The organism is Vibrio sagamiensis NBRC 104589, from assembly GCF_007990935.1.
Taxonomy (GTDB): Bacteria; Pseudomonadota; Gammaproteobacteria; order Enterobacterales; family Vibrionaceae; genus Vibrio; species Vibrio sagamiensis.
The window spans coordinates 17,590-37,267 of the sequence record NZ_BJXJ01000003.1 but is presented as its reverse complement, the minus strand read 5'-3'; the positions used below and the strand labels follow the sequence as shown (position 1 = coordinate 37,267).

21 protein-coding genes are annotated in these 19,678 nt (G+C 42.4%); all 21 read right to left on the bottom strand.

Annotated elements, in window-relative coordinates:
* Positions 1-15 precede the first annotated feature (15 nt).
* Positions 16-684, bottom strand: coding sequence for a heme exporter protein CcmB (gene ccmB / locus VSA01S_RS02355; protein ID WP_039980156.1), 669 nt, complete (start codon positions 682-684; stop codon positions 16-18).
* Entirely contained in the window at positions 685-1,302 is a 618-nt protein-coding gene (ccmA, locus tag VSA01S_RS02350) for a cytochrome c biogenesis heme-transporting ATPase CcmA (RefSeq protein WP_039980155.1), read from the bottom strand.
* 186 nt (positions 1,303-1,488) lie between these two features.
* A complete protein-coding gene (locus VSA01S_RS02345) occupies positions 1,489-1,983 on the bottom strand; it encodes a DUF2802 domain-containing protein (RefSeq protein WP_039980154.1) in 495 nt (164 codons plus the stop codon).
* 14 nt (positions 1,984-1,997) lie between these two features.
* The gene (locus VSA01S_RS02340; RefSeq protein WP_039980152.1) at positions 1,998-2,492 is read right to left on the bottom strand and encodes a chemotaxis protein CheW; all 495 of its coding nucleotides are present in this window, start codon (positions 2,490-2,492) and stop codon (positions 1,998-2,000) included.
* Positions 2,493-2,527: 35 nt separating this feature from the next.
* On the bottom strand, positions 2,528-3,550 hold the full coding sequence (locus VSA01S_RS02335) for a chemotaxis protein CheW (protein WP_039980151.1): 1,023 nt from the start codon (positions 3,548-3,550) through the stop codon (positions 2,528-2,530).
* Positions 3,540-4,319, bottom strand: a complete 780-nt coding sequence (locus VSA01S_RS02330) for a ParA family protein (protein WP_039980150.1) — start codon at positions 4,317-4,319, stop codon at positions 3,540-3,542. The genes VSA01S_RS02335 and VSA01S_RS02330 overlap by 11 nt, the downstream gene beginning before the upstream one ends.
* Positions 4,320-4,327: 8 nt before the next feature.
* Positions 4,328-5,458, bottom strand: a complete 1,131-nt coding sequence (locus VSA01S_RS02325; protein WP_039980149.1) for a protein-glutamate methylesterase/protein-glutamine glutaminase — start codon at positions 5,456-5,458, stop codon at positions 4,328-4,330.
* A gap of 35 nt (positions 5,459-5,493) precedes the next feature.
* Positions 5,494-7,704, bottom strand: coding sequence for a chemotaxis protein CheA (locus VSA01S_RS02320; RefSeq protein WP_039980148.1), 2,211 nt, complete (start codon positions 7,702-7,704; stop codon positions 5,494-5,496).
* Between the two features lie 9 nt (positions 7,705-7,713).
* Complete coding sequence (locus VSA01S_RS02315) at positions 7,714-8,454, bottom strand: protein phosphatase CheZ (protein WP_039980147.1); 741 nt, start codon at positions 8,452-8,454, stop codon at positions 7,714-7,716.
* Positions 8,455-8,580: 126 nt separating this feature from the next.
* Complete coding sequence (gene cheY / locus VSA01S_RS02310; protein ID WP_039980146.1) at positions 8,581-8,949, bottom strand: chemotaxis response regulator CheY; 369 nt, start codon at positions 8,947-8,949, stop codon at positions 8,581-8,583.
* A gap of 44 nt (positions 8,950-8,993) precedes the next feature.
* Entirely contained in the window at positions 8,994-9,728 is a 735-nt protein-coding gene (locus tag VSA01S_RS02305; protein ID WP_039980145.1) for an RNA polymerase sigma factor FliA, read from the bottom strand.
* A complete protein-coding gene (locus tag VSA01S_RS02300) occupies positions 9,721-10,608 on the bottom strand; it encodes a MinD/ParA family protein (RefSeq protein WP_039980208.1) in 888 nt (295 codons plus the stop codon). Before VSA01S_RS02300 ends, VSA01S_RS02305 begins: the two co-directional genes overlap by 8 nt.
* Positions 10,609-10,622: 14 nt before the next feature.
* Positions 10,623-12,143, bottom strand: coding sequence for a flagellar biosynthesis GTPase FlhF (gene flhF / locus VSA01S_RS02295; protein ID WP_039980144.1), 1,521 nt, complete (start codon positions 12,141-12,143; stop codon positions 10,623-10,625).
* Positions 12,144-12,172: 29 nt separating this feature from the next.
* Positions 12,173-14,272, bottom strand: a complete 2,100-nt coding sequence (flhA, locus tag VSA01S_RS02290; protein ID WP_039980143.1) for a flagellar biosynthesis protein FlhA — start codon at positions 14,270-14,272, stop codon at positions 12,173-12,175.
* 390 nt (positions 14,273-14,662) lie between these two features.
* Positions 14,663-15,793, bottom strand: a complete 1,131-nt coding sequence (gene flhB / locus VSA01S_RS02285; RefSeq protein WP_039980142.1) for a flagellar biosynthesis protein FlhB — start codon at positions 15,791-15,793, stop codon at positions 14,663-14,665.
* A gap of 9 nt (positions 15,794-15,802) precedes the next feature.
* Positions 15,803-16,585 carry a flagellar biosynthetic protein FliR gene (gene fliR / locus VSA01S_RS02280; protein ID WP_039980141.1) on the bottom strand — a complete coding sequence of 261 codons (783 nt, stop codon included), beginning with the start codon at positions 16,583-16,585 and terminating at the stop codon, positions 15,803-15,805.
* An 8-nt stretch (positions 16,586-16,593) separates the two neighbouring features.
* Positions 16,594-16,863 carry a flagellar biosynthesis protein FliQ gene (gene fliQ / locus VSA01S_RS02275; RefSeq protein WP_039980140.1) on the bottom strand — a complete coding sequence of 90 codons (270 nt, stop codon included), beginning with the start codon at positions 16,861-16,863 and terminating at the stop codon, positions 16,594-16,596.
* Positions 16,864-16,890: 27 nt separating this feature from the next.
* Positions 16,891-17,754: a flagellar type III secretion system pore protein FliP gene (gene fliP / locus VSA01S_RS02270; protein WP_039980139.1), complete on the bottom strand. Its 864-nt coding sequence runs from the start codon at positions 17,752-17,754 to the stop codon at positions 16,891-16,893.
* Positions 17,741-18,124 (bottom strand): flagellar biosynthetic protein FliO, encoded by a 384-nt coding sequence (gene fliO, locus VSA01S_RS02265; protein ID WP_050567285.1) that lies wholly within the window; start codon positions 18,122-18,124, stop codon positions 17,741-17,743. The genes fliP and fliO overlap by 14 nt, the downstream gene beginning before the upstream one ends.
* A gap of 36 nt (positions 18,125-18,160) precedes the next feature.
* On the bottom strand, positions 18,161-18,577 hold the full coding sequence (gene fliN, locus VSA01S_RS02260; RefSeq protein WP_039980137.1) for a flagellar motor switch protein FliN: 417 nt from the start codon (positions 18,575-18,577) through the stop codon (positions 18,161-18,163).
* Between the two features lie 53 nt (positions 18,578-18,630).
* A complete protein-coding gene (gene fliM / locus VSA01S_RS02255) occupies positions 18,631-19,677 on the bottom strand; it encodes a flagellar motor switch protein FliM (protein ID WP_039980135.1) in 1,047 nt (348 codons plus the stop codon).
* Between the last annotated feature and the right edge of the window lies 1 nt (position 19,678).

The window sequence follows — 19,678 nt, the reverse complement described above, 5'->3', positions numbered from 1 at the left end:
TTTGTATTTTTCGTGCTAGTTCACACTAATTCTCAAAGATGCACTGATAGCAAAAGGGGTCAATGTCATTGCTGCAACCAGCATCGCACCTAAAATTGCTAACTGACCGTTATACGCCATACCCAGTGAAGCGGCATCAATTGCAGCAGTCGCAAAGATCAGAATTGGAGTAAATAAAGGTAAAAGCAGTAAACTCAATAGCACCCCTCCCTTTTGTAAACCAACGGTCAGTGCAACACCAATAGCGCCAATAAAACTTAATGTAGGTGTGCCTACCATCAGTGTAAATACAACCGCTAACCAAGTATTAAAATCTAAGGATAATAAAATGGCTATCAATGGGCTGATCAAAATCAAAGGCAAACCAGTCAGCAGCCAATGTGCGATTACCTTTGAAATAATAACAAGTTGCAGAGGTATCGGCATCAGCATCATCTGCTCTAATGCACCATCTTGAAAATCATCTCGAAATAGTCGTTCCAATGACAATAAAGCAGACAACAAAGCCGCAACCCAAATAATGCCCGCAGCAATACGTGCTAATAAATCACCGGCTGGACCAACTCCTAGAGGGAAGAGGGTAATCACAATAATAAAAAACCACAGAGGATTGAGGATATCGGCTTGACGACGAAATGCGATCAGCAATTCGCGTCGAATAATGGTCATCATCGACGAAATCATCTAGTCACCTAGCTTAATTTTTCTGAGAAGAGGGTTATCTGTGAACATATCTTGATGGGTAGTGAGTATCACAATCCCTCCTTGTTGTGTATGGGCTAAAAAGAGAGACTCCAACACTTGAACGCCTTGTTTATCTATTGCTGTAAGGGGCTCGTCTAAAATCCATAAAAGCTGATTACTTAGCCAAAGTCTGGCTAGGGCAACGCGACGCTGTTGGCCTGCAGAAAGTTGACCAACCAATACGTCTTCTCGCCCCGCGAGCCCGACTTGAGCCAATACAGAAAACAGTGATTCATCAGAGGTCGGGATATTATGAATGGCTTGATAGAACTTCAAATTTTCTAATGCCGTCAAATCTCGCTTAACACCTGTTTGATGACCTAAAAAGAGCAAATCCTGATGAAAAACATCCCTGCATTGTTCAATCTGCTCGTCTTTCCACTTGATGAATCCATCATCTCTGTCTGCTAAGCCTGCAATGATTCGTAGTAACGTCGTTTTACCCGTACCATTGCGCCCTTCAATTTGAACCAATTCACCTGATTTAACTTCAAATTTTAGGTTTTCGAATAGAACCCGCTCATCACGAATTGCAGTAAGGTTAAAGACTTCTAACATAGAACTTCAACTAAAAAGTGAACGAGAACTTATACTAACACAGCTTTGTAAAGACAAAATAGGACAACAAAACGTTGAAGTGAATGACCCGGTGGCTTTTTGCTCATTCAATATCACAAATCGCACATGTTAATTGCTATACCGTTTCAAACTGAATTTAAAAAAAAAGAAGCCTCTGCTTCTTTTTTATTTACGTCGACTTCTAGGCCGATGAGGATAATCATCGAAAGGTTGGCCACTCAAAGGAGGAATTTTTTCTTCACCGGCTAACTTTTTTTGTAAAGAAAGCATAAGTTCAGCTTCTGCTTTTGGTAACTCACACTCTTCTATAAGTTCATTGATGTCAGCTCCTAACTGGACCATTTTGGTCGCTCTACTATAGAGTCGCCCATCAGTATCCGCATGTTCTAACTCTCGAGTGCGCTCATGAAGGTGTTGCAATTCATTTTGCTGCTCTGTGACTTTATTTCCCAAGCCAACAACAACTGAACGTAATTCCAACAACTGCTTACTCAACTTTTGACATTCTTTATCACTATTTCGTGCTCTAATGCGTTGTTGTTCTACTTGTCTTCGCAGCCCTACCCTAATGCGAAGAATTAACAAAAGAAGTACGATAAAAACCAATGATAGTGCACCAACAGCAATAAGCAGTAAGTGCAAAGAGGGATAATCAGACATTGCCTTTCACACTATTAAAGATGAGCCATTTCGTGCCATTCATCATTGCTAAGTAACTTATTTAAATCAACTAAAATGAGTAGGTTTCCGTCTCGGTTACTAACACCTTGGATAAACTTCGAACTCTCATCTGTTCCTACCGATGGCGTTGTGTCAATTTCTGAAGAGCGCAAGTAAACAACCTCTGCAACACTATCCACTAATATACCAATAACTTGATGTTCAGACTCAATAACAATAATTCGAGTGTTATCTGTCACTTCACCTTCCATCAGATTAAAACGTGAGCGGGTGTCAATCACTGTCACTACGCTACCACGTAGATTAATGATACCTAAAACATAGTCTGGAGCACCTGGGACGGGTGCAATTTCAGTATAACGAAGTACTTCACGGACTTGCATCACGTTAATACCGTATGTTTCTTCTTCCAATTGGAACGTCACCCACTGAAGTACCTCATCATTCGATGCGTTTTTCTTCATTTCTACTTCAAAAGCTTGAGACATAATTAATCCTTGTTAATATCGTTCCCGACCAAATTCTAATTCATTGCTTTGACATCTAAACCTGCGTCCAGCATCTCTATAAGTGCTTGGACATGAATCAAAGCACACATTTTTTCTTTTACCATACCCGCTAACCAAGGGCGTTTTCCTGCTTTTTCTCGCCAACGAACACTATTGGCACAGAGTTTTTCTGTGCCTCTGAGTTGATGACTTGCCAGTCCCCACATGCTCTCTCCGAGTATGATAATATGTTGGTAATTGGCTTTGTAATCTTCATCAGCTAGTTTATCTGCCATGACCCACTTTGCTGTATCCACCACATCAAACTGTTGTTCTCGGCTCATTTGAAGGCCTAAATACCAAGCTGGCCGTCCAATCAGATGACTCAGCTCTGCCATTTGGTGAATCCCCCCAAGTTCATCGAGTGGGACTGCAAACATGATGTTACTCACTTCAAAGTACAACACTTGAAAATCTTCACTACGGTAAGGGCTTTGCCAATGTTCACAAGGTATTACTTCCGTTTCTCGTGAATTTTGCAAAATCGTTGCAGATTGATCCTCTGTGTCAATCTTGCTTGTTTCGAGTAAGATAGTCTCGGACTTAATAGCAATGGAAGATTCCGTTTTTAGTGATGCTATCGTCGATGGTTCAATCTCCGACATATCCCATTCTTGGATTTCTTCTACGACGCGAATAACGTCGGTATTATTTTCGCTTTTTAGCTCAACCTTATTTTGTACAGAAACATCTTCTACTTCACACAGAGAAACAGAGTGGTGCGATTCAAGATCTTTGAGTAAACGCTGCACACCTTCTAAATTTGGTGGGTCAACATCATATGCATATACTTCATGATATGACTTAAAGTTCTGTGTCGAGCCTTTCCGCTGCTTTTGTGGCTCTGGCTCTGGCTCTGGCTCTGGCTCTGGCTCTGGAGCATGTTGTTGCTTAGCAACAACGTCAAATTCTTCGTGTATTGTAGGCTCTTCATCTAACAATGCATGAAAATAATCATCAAGAGCTCGCTCACTCGAAAGGATATTTTTATTGCTCATCAAATGATAACCTCTGCAAGTAAATCAGAAGTTGTTTGTAAGCAAATACACCACGGCTTCCTGATGCAAAGTGTGAAGCAGGCAAACGCTTCAAACTTGCATCCCTAAATTTGGTATCAATTGGAACAGCAGAAGTCCATACTTGATCTGGATAATCACGCTTCAGCTGGAGAAGTGTCTGTAACGAAGCTTTGGTTCGTTTATCATACATCGTTGGTACAATCGTCACTTTAAACACTGTTGGTCTAGACTTTTGCATGATCGTTAAAGTACGGATCATTCGCTCTAGCCCTTTCATTGCTAAAAATTCGGTTTGAACAGGTATCAAAATACGATCACTGGCTGCCAATGCATTGACCATCATCACTCCTAAAATAGGTGGGCAATCAATTAATACATAATCATAATCTTGTGATACTGAAGCTAGGGCACGTTTCAAGACAAGGCCCATTCCGCCTCGATTACCCATCACACGGTCGAGTGTAGCCAATGACATATGAGCCGGAATAAGATCCATTCCTTGCAGCTCGGTTTGTAAAATTAATGGCTTTACCGTCTCTCGAGAAAAGCTGCTTAACTGAAATAAGTCAAATAAGCTAAAAGTGAGACCATCTGAGTCGTAACCAAGATAGGTTGTCAGTGACGCGTGAGGGTCAGTATCAACCATCAAAACACGATGGCCTTTTTGACTCAACAAACCTGCTAAAGTCACCGTTGATGTTGTTTTCCCAACACCACCTTTTTGGTTAGCTACGCTCCAAACGATCATGTAATTTCCTACCCTAAGCCTACTTCAATTAGCATTCGTTCAGCAATCTGTTCAAGCGGTATATCTTCGGATGAAATTCCAGCTTTAGCGACAGCTTGTGGCATACCATAAACGACACAACTTTCTTCATCTTGCGCCCAAATAGTTGAGCCTGCTGCTTTCAGCATTCTCGCCCCTTCACGCCCATCCGCACCCATGCCTGTAAGCACTATTGATAATACACTTTCGCCAAAGATCTTTGCTGCAGAGCCAAATGTCACATCAACGCAAGGTTTGTAGTTCATCCGGTCACCACCATCAATAATACGAAGGCGCGCAGTTCCAGCTCTCCCATCAACCATCATTTGCTTACCACCTGGAGCCAAATAAGCAACTCCGGCTTGAAGAACATCACCATCGTTGGCTTCTTTAACTTGAATCTTGCACAATGAATTCAAACGACTTGCAAACGCCGCTGTAAACGTTGCGGGCATATGTTGAATCAACAAAATGGGATGTGGGTAATTAGCAGGTAAGTCTGCCAATATTTTCTGTAACGCAACAGGGCCTCCTGTTGACGTTCCTATTGCAGTAAGACGATATTTTTTACCTGAAGCTCTACACTTTTTCAAAACAGAGCGATTATATACAGAAGTTGATACCGTGTTAGTTCGAGCGACAGAACGTTCCAATGAAGTACACTCGGTGACATTTTTTTCCGCTGTAACTACAGGCTTGACTATTGATCGACGTATCAAAACACGCTTTGCCGCAATTTGGATAACTCGCTGCTGTAATAGTGTGGTTGCCTCGTCACGATTTCGAGCGATATCTTCAAATTTCTTGGGTAAAAAATCCAAGGCACCAGCATCTAATGCCTCTAAAGTAGCCTTAGCCCCATCTTGGGTTAAAGAAGAAAACATTAAGATAGGTGTTGGAGATGATGACATAATCTCACGTACAGCAGTAATGCCATCCATTACCGGCATTTCAACATCCATCGTGATGACATCAGGCCTTAAAGTTTGTGCTTTTTCTATTGCTTCTCTACCATTTACGGCAACATCTATCACTTCAAGACGCGGATTTGAGTTAATGATCTCGCTTACACGACGACGGAAAAAACTCGAGTCATCAACAACCAGTACTTTAATCGCCATTTTTGTCCTCTGTAACCTTTAACTTTCTATTTCGCTTAAATACGCGAAGCTGCAGCATACTGCTTGAGTAAATCTGGCACATCAAGAATCAAAGCGATGTGACCGTCACTGGTTATCGTTGCTCCGGCCATACCTGGAGTTCCTTGCAAAAGATTATCCAGTGGTTTAATGACGACTTCTTCTTGTCCGATTAATGTATCTACAACAAAGCCAACACGCTGACTGCCGATCTGGACGATAACAACATGACCATGGCCCTGCTGCTTTTCCAATCGAGGTGACTTAGAGGTCAACCAGTTCTGTAAATAAAATAATGGAATGGATTTATCACGAACAATGATTGTTAATTGCCCGTCAACCACATTCGTTCGACTGAGATCCAAATGGAAGATTTCATTCACCGATGCTAATGGTAGCGCAAAAGGATTGCCACCTACACCAACCATAAGTGTTGGAAGAATTGCGAGAGTAAGTGGTACTTTAATTGTGATCTTTGTTCCTTCTCCCAACTTAGAATCAATATCAATTGAACCATTCAGAGTATTGATCGCTGTTTTTACAACATCCATACCAACACCTCGGCCAGAGATATCAGAGATCTTATCTTTGCTTGAAAAACCAGGTGCAAAAATCAGATTAAAACATTCTTTATCTGATAAACGTGCGGCAGCATCTTCATCCATCATACCTCGTTTGACGGCAATACTTCGTAACTTTTCAGGATCCATACCGCCACCATCATCGACAATGGCTAAGTTAATATGATCACCTTCTTGTGAAGCGGATAACGTTACTTTACCTGTTTGGGACTTTCCAGCTCTGGCACGATCATCTGGCATTTCAATCCCATGATCGACAGAATTTCTAACCAAGTGAATCAAGGGATCGGCTAATGCTTCAACCAAGTTTTTGTCTAGGTCTGTTTCTTCACCGCGCATTTCCAAAACAATATCTTTGTTTAAATTACGTGCCAAATCACGAACAACACGAGGGAAACGTCCAAACACTTTTTTTATCGGCTGCATCCGCGTCTTCATCACTGCACCCTGAAGATCAGCAGTCACAACGTCAAGATTAGCTACTGCTTTTGACATTTCTTCATTGTTGCTACTTAAACCAAGGCTCAGCAGACGGTTACGAACTAAAACCAACTCACCTACCATATTCATAATCGTATCGAGAGTGGATGTATCAACACGGACCGTTGCTTCAGCTTGTGTTTTTTTAGTTGGCGAAGCTGCTGTTTTTACTTCTTCTTTTGTTGTCACCGGTTTAGGTTTATTATTGGGTGCCGGAGGTACTTTAGAAGCTGGTTGAGACGATTCTAGTCTAGATTCAATTTGAGGGACAGCGTTAGCGGATACTGGCTTAGTTGCAAAATCCAGTTCTTCCACCGATGGTCCTTGGCCTGTACCGTGTAATTCATCTAATAGCTTTTCAAACTCATCATCAGTCATGAAGTCACTACCATTTGCATCACTTTCTAGTGCAGTGTGGCTTTTCTGTCCATCAACGCAAATCGCTGTTGGGTTATTCCCATTAGAAGGGCTTTTACCTATACCATGAAGTTCATCAAGCAAACTTTCAAACTCATCATCGGTAATATCACCATTATCAATGTCAACCGAGGCATCGACGTGCTTATACGATGTTGGAGCCACAGGTTGAACGCTAGGACCGCTACCTCTTCCGTGCAATTCATCCAATAACTTTTCAAATTCGTCTTGGGTAATATCATCAAGAGCACTAACGCTACTACTCACTTCCGACGCATCAGAGCCGGCTAAAGTTTCAGGTATGACAGGCTCTGAAATTATCGTTGCTACTTCAGCGAGCATAACACCTTCATCTTCTGATTCTGGTTTGCACAAGCGATGCAGCTCATTCAATAACTCAGGGGCGGCAGCTTCAAGCGCTTTCTGTTCTTGTACTGCTTGAAATTGCAAGTTAACAGTATCTAATGCCTTAAGCATGGTATCCATTAAGCTAGGTGTTACTGAGCGCTGACCATTTCGCAATACATCAAAAACGTTCTCTGCGCCATGGCAGGTATCTACCAATTCAGCTAATGATAAGAAGCCTGCACCACCCTTTACTGTATGAAAGCCGCGGAAAATTGCGTTTAGGAGATCTTTATCTTCTGGGTTATTTTCCAATTCAACTAGCTGTTCAGAAAGAAGCTCGAGAATTTCTCCCGCTTCTATTAAAAAGTCTTGAAGAATATCTTCATCTAAATCGTAGCTCATACGTTTCCTTTAAAATCCAAGACTGGACAATAAGTCATCAACTTCATCCTGTGATGAGACTGCATCTTCCCTTAATTCAGGGTTAAGGATTGGGCCTTCTGCTTCGCTGTTAGGTTTCAGTGTCGTTTGTAACGATTCAAGCGTTGTTTGCTCTTTAGGCTCCAAATTTGAGCTAGAAAATATGGTTAAAATCTCAATTAAACGATCTTCAACTTCATTAACTAAAGCAATAACACGACGAATAGTCTGACCCGTAAGATCCTGAAAATCTTGCGCCATAAGAATGTCTGTTAACTGACTACGCAATTCCGTACTATCTCCTTCTACCTGAGTCAACAAGTCATCGACCCGGTGGCAAAGCACCTTAAACTCTTTCAGCTCGATGTGACCATGCATAAGGGAATTCCACTGAGGACGTACTTGCAACAAACCATTATGCAAATTATCTGCAATTGGAAAGCAGTAATCTACGGCATCCATGGTTTTATTAGCTGCCTGCTCTGTTTTATCAATGACATATTGTAAACGATCTTTGGCATCGGGAATCTCTGCTTGCGCAATTTCACTCATACGCTGATCAATACTGAACTGTTTTAATGAATCATGAAGATCTCGGGTTAATGCTCCAACTTCATTAAACATTGGATTTCCATCACTTTCATAGATAGATGCCACCAGCGCATTGGCTTGGTTTTGTTCACCATTTTCTAGCATTTCAACGAGTGACTTCGCTTGCTCTATTGAGATCATGCTTGATAGACCCTTTTGCTTTTATTGCTTTCTTTGTTACTTTGATATCGCTGACATGAAAAGCCTCTGAATACTTTCAGAGTAGAAAGGTTTCAGAGCTGAAAGGTTTGAATGAATAAGCTAGGCTTATAAACGCTCAAATACTTTATCTAATTTTTCTTTTAATGTCGCTGCAGTAAATGGTTTAACGATGTATCCATTAACTCCTGCTTGTGCAGCTTCGATAATCTGTTCACGCTTTGCTTCTGCAGTGATCATAAGCACTGGGAGGTGCTTCAAAGAAGCATCTGAACGAATGTGCTTTAGCAGATCGATCCCTTGCATTCCTGGCATGTTCCAATCAGTCACGACAAAGTCAAAATCGCCTTTTTTTAGCATTGGCAGCGCCGTCAAGCCATCATCCGCTTCTTGGGTATTATTGAAACCCAAGTCACGAAGTAGGTTTTTTACAATACGTCGCATTGTTGAAAAGTCATCAACAATAAGGATCTTCATATTTTTATTCAAAGTTGCCTCCACTGAAGCGTAAATCAGTGTATTTAGTCATTTTTTGTCCACGCACTTAGCTTTGTGCGTAGACGTTGCATGGATTGGCTCAGTATCTGGCTAACTCGAGATTCACTCACTCCTAATACTTCACCAATTTCTTTTAAATTAAGTTCTTCGTCATAATACAACGAAAGAACTAATGCTTCTCTTTCGGGCAGCTGCTTAATTGAATCAACTAACGCTTGGCGGAATGATTCATCAGCGACGCCCTGAAAAGGATTACTGTCATCACTATTGTCTACCGGTGATATTACATCATCCGAGACGCCTAAATCTTCAATACCCACCAATTTTGCGCCGTTTATGTCGGTTAGAACATTATGGTACTGCTCTAAAGACATTCCGAGATGAGCTGCAACTTCTGCATCGACAGGTTCTCGGTTTAAAAGATTTTCTAATTCAGCAATCGCTTGATTTACTTCACGGTTGTACTTATGCACAGAACGAGGAACCCAATCCCCTTTGCGAATATCATCCAGCATTGCACCACGAATCCTAATGCCAGCATAAGTTTCAAAACTTGCCCCCTTAGAAGCATCGTAGTTCTGTTGAGCTTCTAAAAGACCAATCATTCCAGCCTGAATTAAATCATCGACTTGAACACTCGGAGGCAGACGACCCAGTAAATGATGAGCAATACGTTTAACCAACACTGAATAACGTTGAATAAATGCTTGCTGGCTATTCAATCTACCATGTTGATTATAAGTAATCGAACTACTCACCCAATGTATCCTCTGTAAATTCAGTACGATTAAGCAGCCTCTCTACAAAAAATTCCAAGTGGCCACTAGGCGATTTAGGCAACGGCCAAGTCAGTGCTTTGTTAGCCAAAGAGCTTATCGCTAAAGCAGCTGGTGAACGAGGAAAAGCGTCGACGACAATTTTTTGACGTTTCACGGCTTGTCTTACATTGTCATCTAATGGTACACAGGCGACAAGTTCAAGGCTGACATTTAAAAAGCGTTCAGTGACTAAGGTCAATTTAGCAAATACCCCCCTTCCTTCACGGTAACTTCGGACCATATTCGCCACCACTTTGAAGCGCTGTACTTGATGTTCTTTGCTCAAAAGCTTGATCAAAGCATATGCATCGGTAATCGATGTTGGTTCATCGCATACTACAACGACAACATCCTGAGCTGCTCGCGAAAAACTGACAACCATATCCGAAATCCCAGCAGCTGTATCGATTAATAGCACATCCATCTCGTCTTCTATACTGCCGAAAGCTCGGATCAAACCTGCATGCTGAGCATAAGAAAGTTCTGTCATGCTTTGTGTACCGGATGTGGCGGGAATAATTTTTATACCATAAGGACCTTCAACAATCGCATCTTTTAGTTCACACTCTCCAGCCAAGACATGCCCTAAGTTTCTTTTCGAACGAATGCCTAGCATAACATCAACATTCGCTAGGCCTAAGTCAGCATCGAGAACCATCACTTTCTTGCCTTGCCGAGCCATACAAATCGCCAGGCCTAGTGTTACGTTTGATTTACCCACGCCACCCTTACCTCCAGTAATTGCAATTACTTTGGTCAGGGAGGGCTGTGTTAAACGACGTAGGCCGCTTGCTTGATCATGTATCATATTCTCAGTCATAGTCATCTGTCTCTCTAGAGTCCTTCACTATCACTATTCCAAAAGTGGGGTTCACTCTCAGCCGACATTTCTAATAATTCATTTGCTTTCGCAACCATATATTTAGGTTGAGCCATTACAATATCTTCAGGTACACGCTGCCCATTGGCAATATAAGCCACAGGCATAGCATTCTGAATAACGACACTAATGAATTCTCCCAAACTGAGTGATTCATCAAGCTTGGTTAATATACAACCTGAAAGCGGTATACGCCTGAAATGCTCCAACGTTTCTTGCAGCACACGTCGTTGCGCAGTAGCAGGCAAAACCAAGTAACTGTGAATTACTTCACCACTCTCATGCATGAGAGTGTCTAGCTGCTCAGATAATCTAACATCTCGCTGCCCCATTCCAGCAGTATCAACTAAGATCAGTTTTCTGTTTCTTAACTGATATATTACATCGGCAAGCTCTTGAGAATCTTTAGCAACTCTTACGGGGCATCCCATAATCCTTCCATAAATAGAAAGCTGTTCATGTGCACCAATACGATAGGTATCTGTTGTGACAAGTGCAACATTGTCTGCTCCGTATTCCATCGCCGCTCGAGCTGCTAATTTAGCCACTGTTGTTGTTTTACCAACCCCAGTAGGACCAAGCAAGGCAACAACGCCACCACGTTTTAATATATCTTGCTTGGGGATACTAATTTGATCAGCAACTAATGATAATAATGCCTTCCAAGCTAGGGCTGGCTTTGTATCTTCTGGAATGTAGCATGCCATTTGATCAGCAAACTCTGAAGACATACCCATACGCTCTAAGCGTTTGATCAACATAGCTCGTAATGGCTCTCTCCTCTCAACTTCTTGCCACATCAAACCAGAAACTTGATGCTCTAGTAATCGACGAATGGAAACCATTTCGTCGTGCATATTTTCTAATTCAATTGAAGGCTGTGATGTTTCCGCCTTGCTACGACCACGCTCATAACGAGTTGGGTCCAACTTCGGCGTTTTACGTTCAGAATAGCTGTCTTGAGCAATTAATTTGGCTAACGGAGAATCTTGTTGCAAGAAGGCAGACTGAGGTGAATCATGACGATAATTTTCACGGTGCTTATTCTGCCTATGTAACAATGCAGATAATGAATCTTCATTTTCTGCAATATGTTCATCTGCAGCAGAGCTAGGACCGTTGTATTGCTTGAGTATGTTTGCAAAACGCTGAGTCATAGAAGAAGGTTTGTCTCCATCAGCACCACTTAAAGTGATTTTATCTTCATCCACACCACGCTGTTGAAAGCGCTCTTCTGTTGCAGGAGACATTTGCCTGTAGCCATCATAACGATTTGATTGGCCAATATTACGATTGACTTGTTTAGATACAGAGGTCGCTGCTGGTACTTGAGCATCGCTGTCAATGGCCGCGACAATTTCAACACCGCCTGCCACTTTTTTATTTGACATGATGACGGCATCCGCACCCAGCTCTTCTTTTACTTGGAGTAAAGTGGCTCGCATGTCTTTGCCAAAAAATCGTTTAATTTTCAAACTCTGGACCTATTCAGTGTTAAACGCGGTTAATTGCCCACGGCCTGTACAATTCTAATTTGTTTCTCATCGGGAATTTCTTGGTAAGACAACACCCTAAGATTAGGTATTGTGTTCTTAACAAATTTTGCCAGTGTGGAGCGTAATATGCCAGATGTTAGAAGCACCGCTGGCTCCCCTTTCAATTCCTGCTCCTGCGTGGCTTGACTTAAGGAAGACTGCAATCGCTCTGCTAGCCCAGGCTCGATACTTGCTGATTCCCCCCCCGAAGCTTGCATTGTTTGATGCAAAATTTGTTCCAGCTCCGGGATAAGTGTAATGACGGGAAGTTCTGGTTCTACCCCATTGATTTCCTGAACAATAAGACGCTTTAAACTGATTCGTACAGCGGCAGTCAAAATGTCAGGTTCTTGACTCTTACTTGAGTATTCGGCCAATGTTTGGACAATCGTACGAATATCTCGAATCGGAATCGCCTCATTGAGTAAGTTCTGCAGAACTTTTACCACTATTCCCAATTGCAATTGATCAGGAACGAAATTTTCAACCAGTTTAGGAGCACTACGTCCTAACATTTCTAACAAATTTTGTACTTCTTCATGTCCTATGAGCTGAGAAGCATTATTCGTCAGTAATTGACTTAAATGAGTAGCCAAAACTGTTGAAGAGTCAACCACAGTGTAGCCAAGAGCTTGAGCATGTTCTCGTTGTTCTTCACGAATCCAAACAGATTCTAACCCAAAAGCAGGATCAATAGTTGGCTCACCTTCAATCATGCCATAAACTTGGCCGGGATTAATGGCCAACTCTTGATCTGGGCGGATTTCAGCTTCACCTAAAGCAACACCCATTAATGTAATACGGTAGCTATTAGGTGTCAGTTCTAAATTGTCACGAATATGAACCGCTGGGATCAAGAAGCCAAAATCTTGAGAAAGTTTTTTACGTACTCCTTTCACTCGCTCTAAAAGTTCACCACCTTGGTCTCTATCAACTAAAGGAATGAGACGATAACCGACTTCAAGACCAATGGTATCAACCGGCTGTACATCGTCCCAGGACAATTCACGCTGAGACACCGCCTCGCCGTTTTCTTCACCTTTCAATGGTAACGCAGGCTCTTTGGCTTTCTGCTTTTGCTTTTTATCCAGCCAGTAGGCACCCGCCCCGGCAATAAACGCGAGAGATAAAAAGGCAAAATGCGGCATTCCTGGAACGATTCCCATAACACCCAGGATCGCTGCGGTAATCATCAAAGCTTTAGGATTGTCGAACATCTGAAAGACCAGCTGTTCACCCATATCTTCGTCTGTATTTTGACGCGTCACCATCATTGCCGCGGCGATAGAAAGCAACAGTGAAGGAATTTGTGCAACGAGACCGTCACCGATCGTAAGCAAAGTGTAAATCTGCATCGCTTGAGAGAAGCTAAGATCGTATTGAATAATGCCAATTGAAAGGCCGCCAATAATATTGATGAATAAAATCAAAATACCCGCAATAGCGTCACCTTTGACGAACTTAGACGCACCGTCCATTGAACCATAAAAGTCAGCCTCTTTAGTGACTTCAAAGCGGCGTAAACGAGCTTGGTCTTGATCAATCAAGCCAGCATTCAGGTCGGCATCGATCGCCATTTGTTTACCAGGCAAAGCATCTAGAGTAAAACGTGCGCTGACTTCTGAAATACGTCCAGCACCTTTGGTGACAACCATAAAGTTAATGATCATCAAGATGAGGAACACCACCAGACCAACCGCATAGTTACCGCCGATGACCACGCTACCAAATGCTTCGATAACATGACCAGCCGCCGCATCGCCTTCATGGCCATAAAGTAACACGACTCGAGTTGATGCAACGTTTAGCGCTAAACGTAACAATGTCGCGATTAACAAAACAGTCGGGAAAGCCGCAAAATCAAGAGGACGACGTGTATAAACCGTGACAAGCAACACCACCATGGCGAGTGCAATGTTAAAGGTAAAGAACAGATCGAGCAGAAAAGCAGGTATGGGTAATATGACCATTGCTAAGGTGGCCAATACCATAACTGGCGCTCCTATAGCTGGCATAGAGCGCGGTGAAATTCGCGGTATTTTATCTGCAAACGGCAGGTTTAACTTCATAGGTTGAGATATCTCAATCGGTCGAGTAGTTCATATGGCTTCATTCACAAGATGATAATGATAAAGTCTATATTTCTACGTGGCCAAACAGTGTTGCTATTGTTGATGATTAGAAACATTTAAGCAATCTATGGACCATTATTCACGACAAAATAATGACTATTCGCTCAAACTATTCGCACTCTCTTGAACAGAATGAAATTTATTATTCTGTAACTGCACGAATTATTTTTTAAACTGAGTCACTTTTAAGTCAAATACGAGAGTTTGTTTATCGTTCAAGGTTAAGTTTTGCTCGAAAAGCCAACTGGAGCTATACCCAAGTAACCTCAAGATACTTGGGTATAGGAGAATAAAGTACCCATTCGCACTTCCGAAAAAAGACTGACCTTAGTAACGATGTTCTGGTGGTATTGGTAAATCGTAGTCCTGAATTCTAGGCCGTCGCCCTCCTCTCTTACGATATTGCTTAAGCTGGAAAACAAACGCTAAAACTTGTGCCACAGCAGCAAAAAGCCCGTCAGGAATTTCTTGTTCAAGTTCAGTGGTGTGATAAAGCGCACGCGCTAAAGGAGGAGCTGGGACCAACATAATATCGTGCTCACGCGCGACTTCCCTAATTTTCATCGCCATATGATCTGTACCCTTAGCTATCACTACAGGGGCTCTGTCGGTATTTTGTCGGTAGCGTAGTGCAACAGAGAAGTGTTCAGGGTTGGTAATGATCACATCAGCTTGAGGAACATCTGCCATCATTCTTCGTTGAGCGGCCTCGCGTTGCAACATCCGAATCCGCCCTTTCACTTCAGGCTTCCCCTCTGTCTCTTTGTATTCATCTTTGACTTCTTGCTTCGTCATTTTTAATTGCTCAGTATGCTGCCAAATTTGAAACGGGATATCGATCGCAACAACGATAAGTAAAGAACAACTGATCAGCAAAATAAAATTCAGCAAAATATCCAGAGCATGAAAAATATTTTGTGGATAAACATCCATACTCAGTTGCATCAAATCTGTTTGAGATGAATGGATAAGATACATCGCGACGCCAGTCACCAAAGAAACTTTCAAAATCGATTTGATCAACTCCACCCAGCTTTGCATGCCAACCATACGCTTAAGGCCACTCAATGGGTTCATTTTCGATAATTTTGGCATCGCAGCTTCAACGGAAAAACTGACGCCTCCGACACCAGCGGCTCCAACCAAAGCAGCCACAAACAGGGTCAGCAAAATCAAAAACAATGGAAATAACAAGTCGGTCATTGCACCCAATGCGATATCAAGCAGCTTACCAACATCGAAGATTTCCTCACGTTGTAGTGAGAATAAGCGCCTCATAACCGCAAAAAAAGCGCGAGCTAAAGCCTCACCAAACCACATCAAAGAAACAGCACCCACGATCAATACTGATGCAGAAGCTAACTCTTTAGAACGGGCTACTTGCCCCTTTTCTCTGGCTTGCTGAAGCCTTCGGGGGGTAGCTTCTTCGGTACGTTCTTGACCGTCTGATTCCGCCAAAACGATCTCCTAGCAATCCAACCGAATAAGGCGGCAAATTTGCGCCTCACCCTCAGACCAAAGCAGCTGATAATGGCTGTATAAGCCTGTCAAAATATACCAGCACAGCAATAGACCCACCATTAACGCAAATGCAAATCCGAGTGAGAAGATGTTTAACTGGGGAGCAGCTCGCGTCATAACACCAAACGATAAGTTGATGGTGAGAAGAGCAATGATACCTGATAACGACATCGTCAATGCCGTTTGGAACATCAAGCCAAACCAGTTGGCCATTTCACGCAAGTCAATCGCATTTAACGACCCTGTACCGATCGGGATGGTCTTAAAGCTGAAGACAACCAATTGCAGCATTTTTAAATGGCTATCGGTAGCCAGAAAAAACATGGTCGCAAGAAACATAAATAATTGACCAAGTAATGGGGTGCTTTGCCCATTTGCTGGGTCCACCATTGAGGCAAAACCCAAACTCGATTGCATGCCCAGTATTTGCCCCAACAAAACGAACGTTTGAATGACAAATTGAGTCACCATACCCATTGCAACCCCAATAATAAGCTGTTCCACCACTGTCATAAAGCCGCGAAAAGAGAGCAGCTCGATAGTGTCAGGGACAGCAGGTATCGAAGGTGTAACGGCAAAAGTAATGGCTAAACCAAGGTAGAGTCGAATACGGGGTGAAACAAAGCGAGCCCCGGTCACCGTCATCACCATCAGCATGGCGGAGATGCGAGTATAGGGCCAAAAATAATTAGCCAGCCAGTCCAAAATAATATGGGTAGGATACTCCATGCGCGACTCTAATACAGTACCTGAGGGAGGCGTTCAATCAAGCCAAAGAAGTATTCCATTAGCATTTGCGTCATCCAATGCCCAAACAACATTAACGTCAGCAATGTAATAACTAAACGAGGTAAAAAGCTCAAGGTTTGCTCGTTGATTGAGGTTGCAGCTTGGAAAATTGCCACGACAAGACCGATCAATAAACTTGGAATGATGATGGCACAAACCATGATAAGCACCATCCACAGAGCATCGCGGAAAAGCTCGACAAACATTTCAGGAGTCATAGGTTCCCCTCTAATCTCTGTGCCAATCTAAAGAGCAAAACTGCCAGCCAATGTGGAAAGAATCAAATTCCACCCGTCAACAAGGACAAATAACATCAGCTTGAACGGTAATGATACAATCATAGGAGAAAGCATCATCATACCCATTGCCATCAGAACCGATGCCACAACAAGGTCAATGATCAAAAACGGCAAAAAGAGCATAAAACCAATTTGGAAAGCAGTTTTTAATTCAGATGTAATGAACGCGGGAATCAAAACAGCCATTGATACATCTTCCGGTGCTGCCACTTCTTCATCAGACATGCTAACAAACGTCTCGAGGTCTTTAACCCTAGTCTGCTTAAGCATGAAGGCTTTTATGGGTACTTGAGCCGCGTCAAACGCTTCACGTGCTGTCACTTGCTCATTTAGATAAGGTTGAACGGCCTTGTCATTGATTTCATTTAAGACCGGCGACATAACAAAAAAAGTCAAAAACAGCGCTATACCAATAATAACTTGGTTGGAAGGCGTTTGTTGCAAGCCCATCGCTTGTCGTAATATCGACATCACGACGACAATTCGAGTGAATGAGGTCATCAAAATAACCATTGCGGGCAAGAAGCCCAGCATGGTCATCAAAGCTAAGATCTGTAGTGTGACTGAGTAATCTTCACTCCCATCTGGATTGGTTGTCATCGTAAAAGCAGGAATGCCATTATTGACCGACATCGCTCGACTAGACCCAGTATCACTTTGCATGTTTTGTAGCGTCACGTTACTACCCGACGCTAAATCAGTCGGTAAAGACCCTACATCTGGCTGGGCAAGTGACCAAGCTGAGAACAACATCCCAGCCAGCAGAATCCAAACACTAAGAGCGACGCGACTTAAATTATCCTTTGTCATGTTTTTTTATGAGCTGGCTAAATTGACTGGCAAAAGTCGCAGTTTCAGATGCTTCTTCTTTGAGTGGTGATTCTAGTTTAGCTAAATTTTGAATTGATTGGCTGGTAATACCAATTAAAAACTGCTCTTCACCAACTTGGACTACAGCAATTCGCTCTTTAGTACCGACGGGGAGTTGAGTAACGATACGTAATCCTTTTTGTTGACCTAAGGCAGGAACTTTCATCCGCTTAAGCAGCCATGCAAGAAATAAAATAATACCAATGACGAGCACAAGAGAACCAAATGTAGTCGCTAAGTCCAAACTATCGGCACCGGTTGCCATTGCACAAGGTGAAGATAGAGTGCCAGCCAATGCTAGCCAATACATTCCCTTCTTGTAAGAGTTATTTACTGAGTTATCCATTTAGCGTAACTTTTTAATCCGTTCTGTTTGGCTAATCACGTCCGTAAGGCGGATACCAAATTTATCATTTACGACCACCACTTCGCCATGAGCGATCAACGTGCCATTCACCAAAACATCCAATGATTCACCTGCTAAGCGGTCGAGTTCAACTACTGAACCCTGGTTAAGTTGTAATAAGTTACGAATACTGATTTGCGAACGCCCGACTTCCATTGAGATGGTGACAGGAATATCCATAATAGTGTCCAATTTACGGCGTTCATCATCGGTAATAGGACTTGACTCAGAAGTATCGTTTAGTTCCTCTAATGGTGCAGCTAATACTTCATCTACATCCATTGAAGGTGCTGCTGAGTCTTCACTGAGTGCAGCAGCCCATTCATCTGCTAGCTTTTGATCATCACTAGATGTCATTTTTTCATCCTGCATAAAATCTTACAGCACTCTAATCTGGCCGTAAGTGTTGATTAATCATTAAGTTCATCATCATTATCAAGCTCAGAAATAATGTCTTTGCTTAAAAATGCCAAATCGGTTTTCACTATGTGTGGGCGCTCAATCTCTTGAGAAATTTGTACGGCCATTTTATCTTCAGAGCGCCCCATTTTTACACGGTATGTCGGTAAATCTTCAATAAACATAGTGGCATGCTCTGGCATATCAATCGGAATGACATCTCCGGGTTGCAGTTCCATCAAATCACGTAAAGAAATCTCTTTCTCCAGTAGGTTAACGCGAAAGTTGACTGGACAATCCATAATTTCAACTCGTAGGGCAGAGCTCCAACGAACATCGGTCTCCATTTTATCCGACTGAACACCCGCATCGAGCAATTCACGAATCGGTTCGACCATCGAATAAGGCATCACGACATGGAAATCGCCGCCACCTCCATCGACTTCAATATGAAATGAGCTAACCACGATTACTTCAGTGGGACTGACTATATTTGCCATGCTCGGGTTAACTTCTGAGTCTAAGTATTCAAATTCAACTCCCATGACGGGAGACCAAGCTTCTTTATAATCTTCAAAGACTGTTTTAAGTAGTAGTTGGATAATCCGACGTTCTGTTGGAGTAAATTCACGCCCTTCAATTTTGGCATGAAAGCGACCATCTCCACCAAAGAAATTTTCAACCAAGATGAATACCAAACGCGCCTCCATGGTAATTAATGCCGTACCTTTTAATGGACGAAAACGTACCATGTTGAGGCTAGTAGGCACATAGAGCGTATTTTGATACTCGCCAAACTTCATCATTTGAACACCATTGATTGAAACTTCAGCTGTTTTACGCAACATATTAAATAGGCTAATGCGCATATGACGAGCAAAGCGTTCATTAATCAGTTCAAGAGTCGGCATCCGGCCTCGAACTATTCTGTCTTGAGAAGAGAAATCGAAGTTTATTGCGCCTTCTTTTTGCCCATCACTGATCTCGTCAATGTCATCAACATCGTCAACACCATGTAGAAGTGCATCTATTTCATCTTGGCTAAGTAAATCAGTCACA

Excerpts from the sequence above, each read along its gene's own strand:
- VSA01S_RS02320 (WP_039980148.1), bottom strand. The coding sequence starts at position 7,704 with ATGAGCTACGATTTAGATGAAGATATTCTTCAAGACTTTTTAATAGAA.
- fliP (WP_039980139.1), bottom strand. The coding sequence starts at position 17,754 with ATGACAAAGGATAATTTAAGTCGCGTCGCTCTTAGTGTTTGGATTCTG.
- ccmA (WP_039980155.1), bottom strand. The coding sequence starts at position 1,302 with ATGTTAGAAGTCTTTAACCTTACTGCAATTCGTGATGAGCGGGTTCTA.
- VSA01S_RS02335 (WP_039980151.1), bottom strand. The coding sequence starts at position 3,550 with ATGAGCAATAAAAATATCCTTTCGAGTGAGCGAGCTCTTGATGATTAT.
- VSA01S_RS02315 (WP_039980147.1), bottom strand. The coding sequence starts at position 8,454 with ATGATCTCAATAGAGCAAGCGAAGTCACTCGTTGAAATGCTAGAAAAT.
- VSA01S_RS02325 (WP_039980149.1), bottom strand. The coding sequence starts at position 5,458 with ATGGCGATTAAAGTACTGGTTGTTGATGACTCGAGTTTTTTCCGTCGT.
- VSA01S_RS02330 (WP_039980150.1), bottom strand. The coding sequence starts at position 4,319 with ATGATCGTTTGGAGCGTAGCTAACCAAAAAGGTGGTGTTGGGAAAACA.
- VSA01S_RS02345 (WP_039980154.1), bottom strand. The coding sequence starts at position 1,983 with ATGTCTGATTATCCCTCTTTGCACTTACTGCTTATTGCTGTTGGTGCA.
- fliN (WP_039980137.1), bottom strand. The coding sequence starts at position 18,577 with ATGACATCTAGTGATGATCAAAAGCTAGCAGATGAATGGGCTGCTGCA.
- VSA01S_RS02340 (WP_039980152.1), bottom strand. The coding sequence starts at position 2,492 with ATGTCTCAAGCTTTTGAAGTAGAAATGAAGAAAAACGCATCGAATGAT.
- flhA (WP_039980143.1), bottom strand. The coding sequence starts at position 14,272 with ATGAAGTTAAACCTGCCGTTTGCAGATAAAATACCGCGAATTTCACCG.
- ccmB (WP_039980156.1), bottom strand. The coding sequence starts at position 684 with ATGATTTCGTCGATGATGACCATTATTCGACGCGAATTGCTGATCGCA.
- cheY (WP_039980146.1), bottom strand. The coding sequence starts at position 8,949 with ATGAAGATCCTTATTGTTGATGACTTTTCAACAATGCGACGTATTGTA.
- fliO (WP_050567285.1), bottom strand. The coding sequence starts at position 18,124 with ATGTATTGGCTAGCATTGGCTGGCACTCTATCTTCACCTTGTGCAATG.
- fliR (WP_039980141.1), bottom strand. The coding sequence starts at position 16,585 with ATGGAGTATCCTACCCATATTATTTTGGACTGGCTGGCTAATTATTTT.
- VSA01S_RS02300 (WP_039980208.1), bottom strand. The coding sequence starts at position 10,608 with ATGACTGAGAATATGATACATGATCAAGCAAGCGGCCTACGTCGTTTA.
- fliQ (WP_039980140.1), bottom strand. The coding sequence starts at position 16,863 with ATGACTCCTGAAATGTTTGTCGAGCTTTTCCGCGATGCTCTGTGGATG.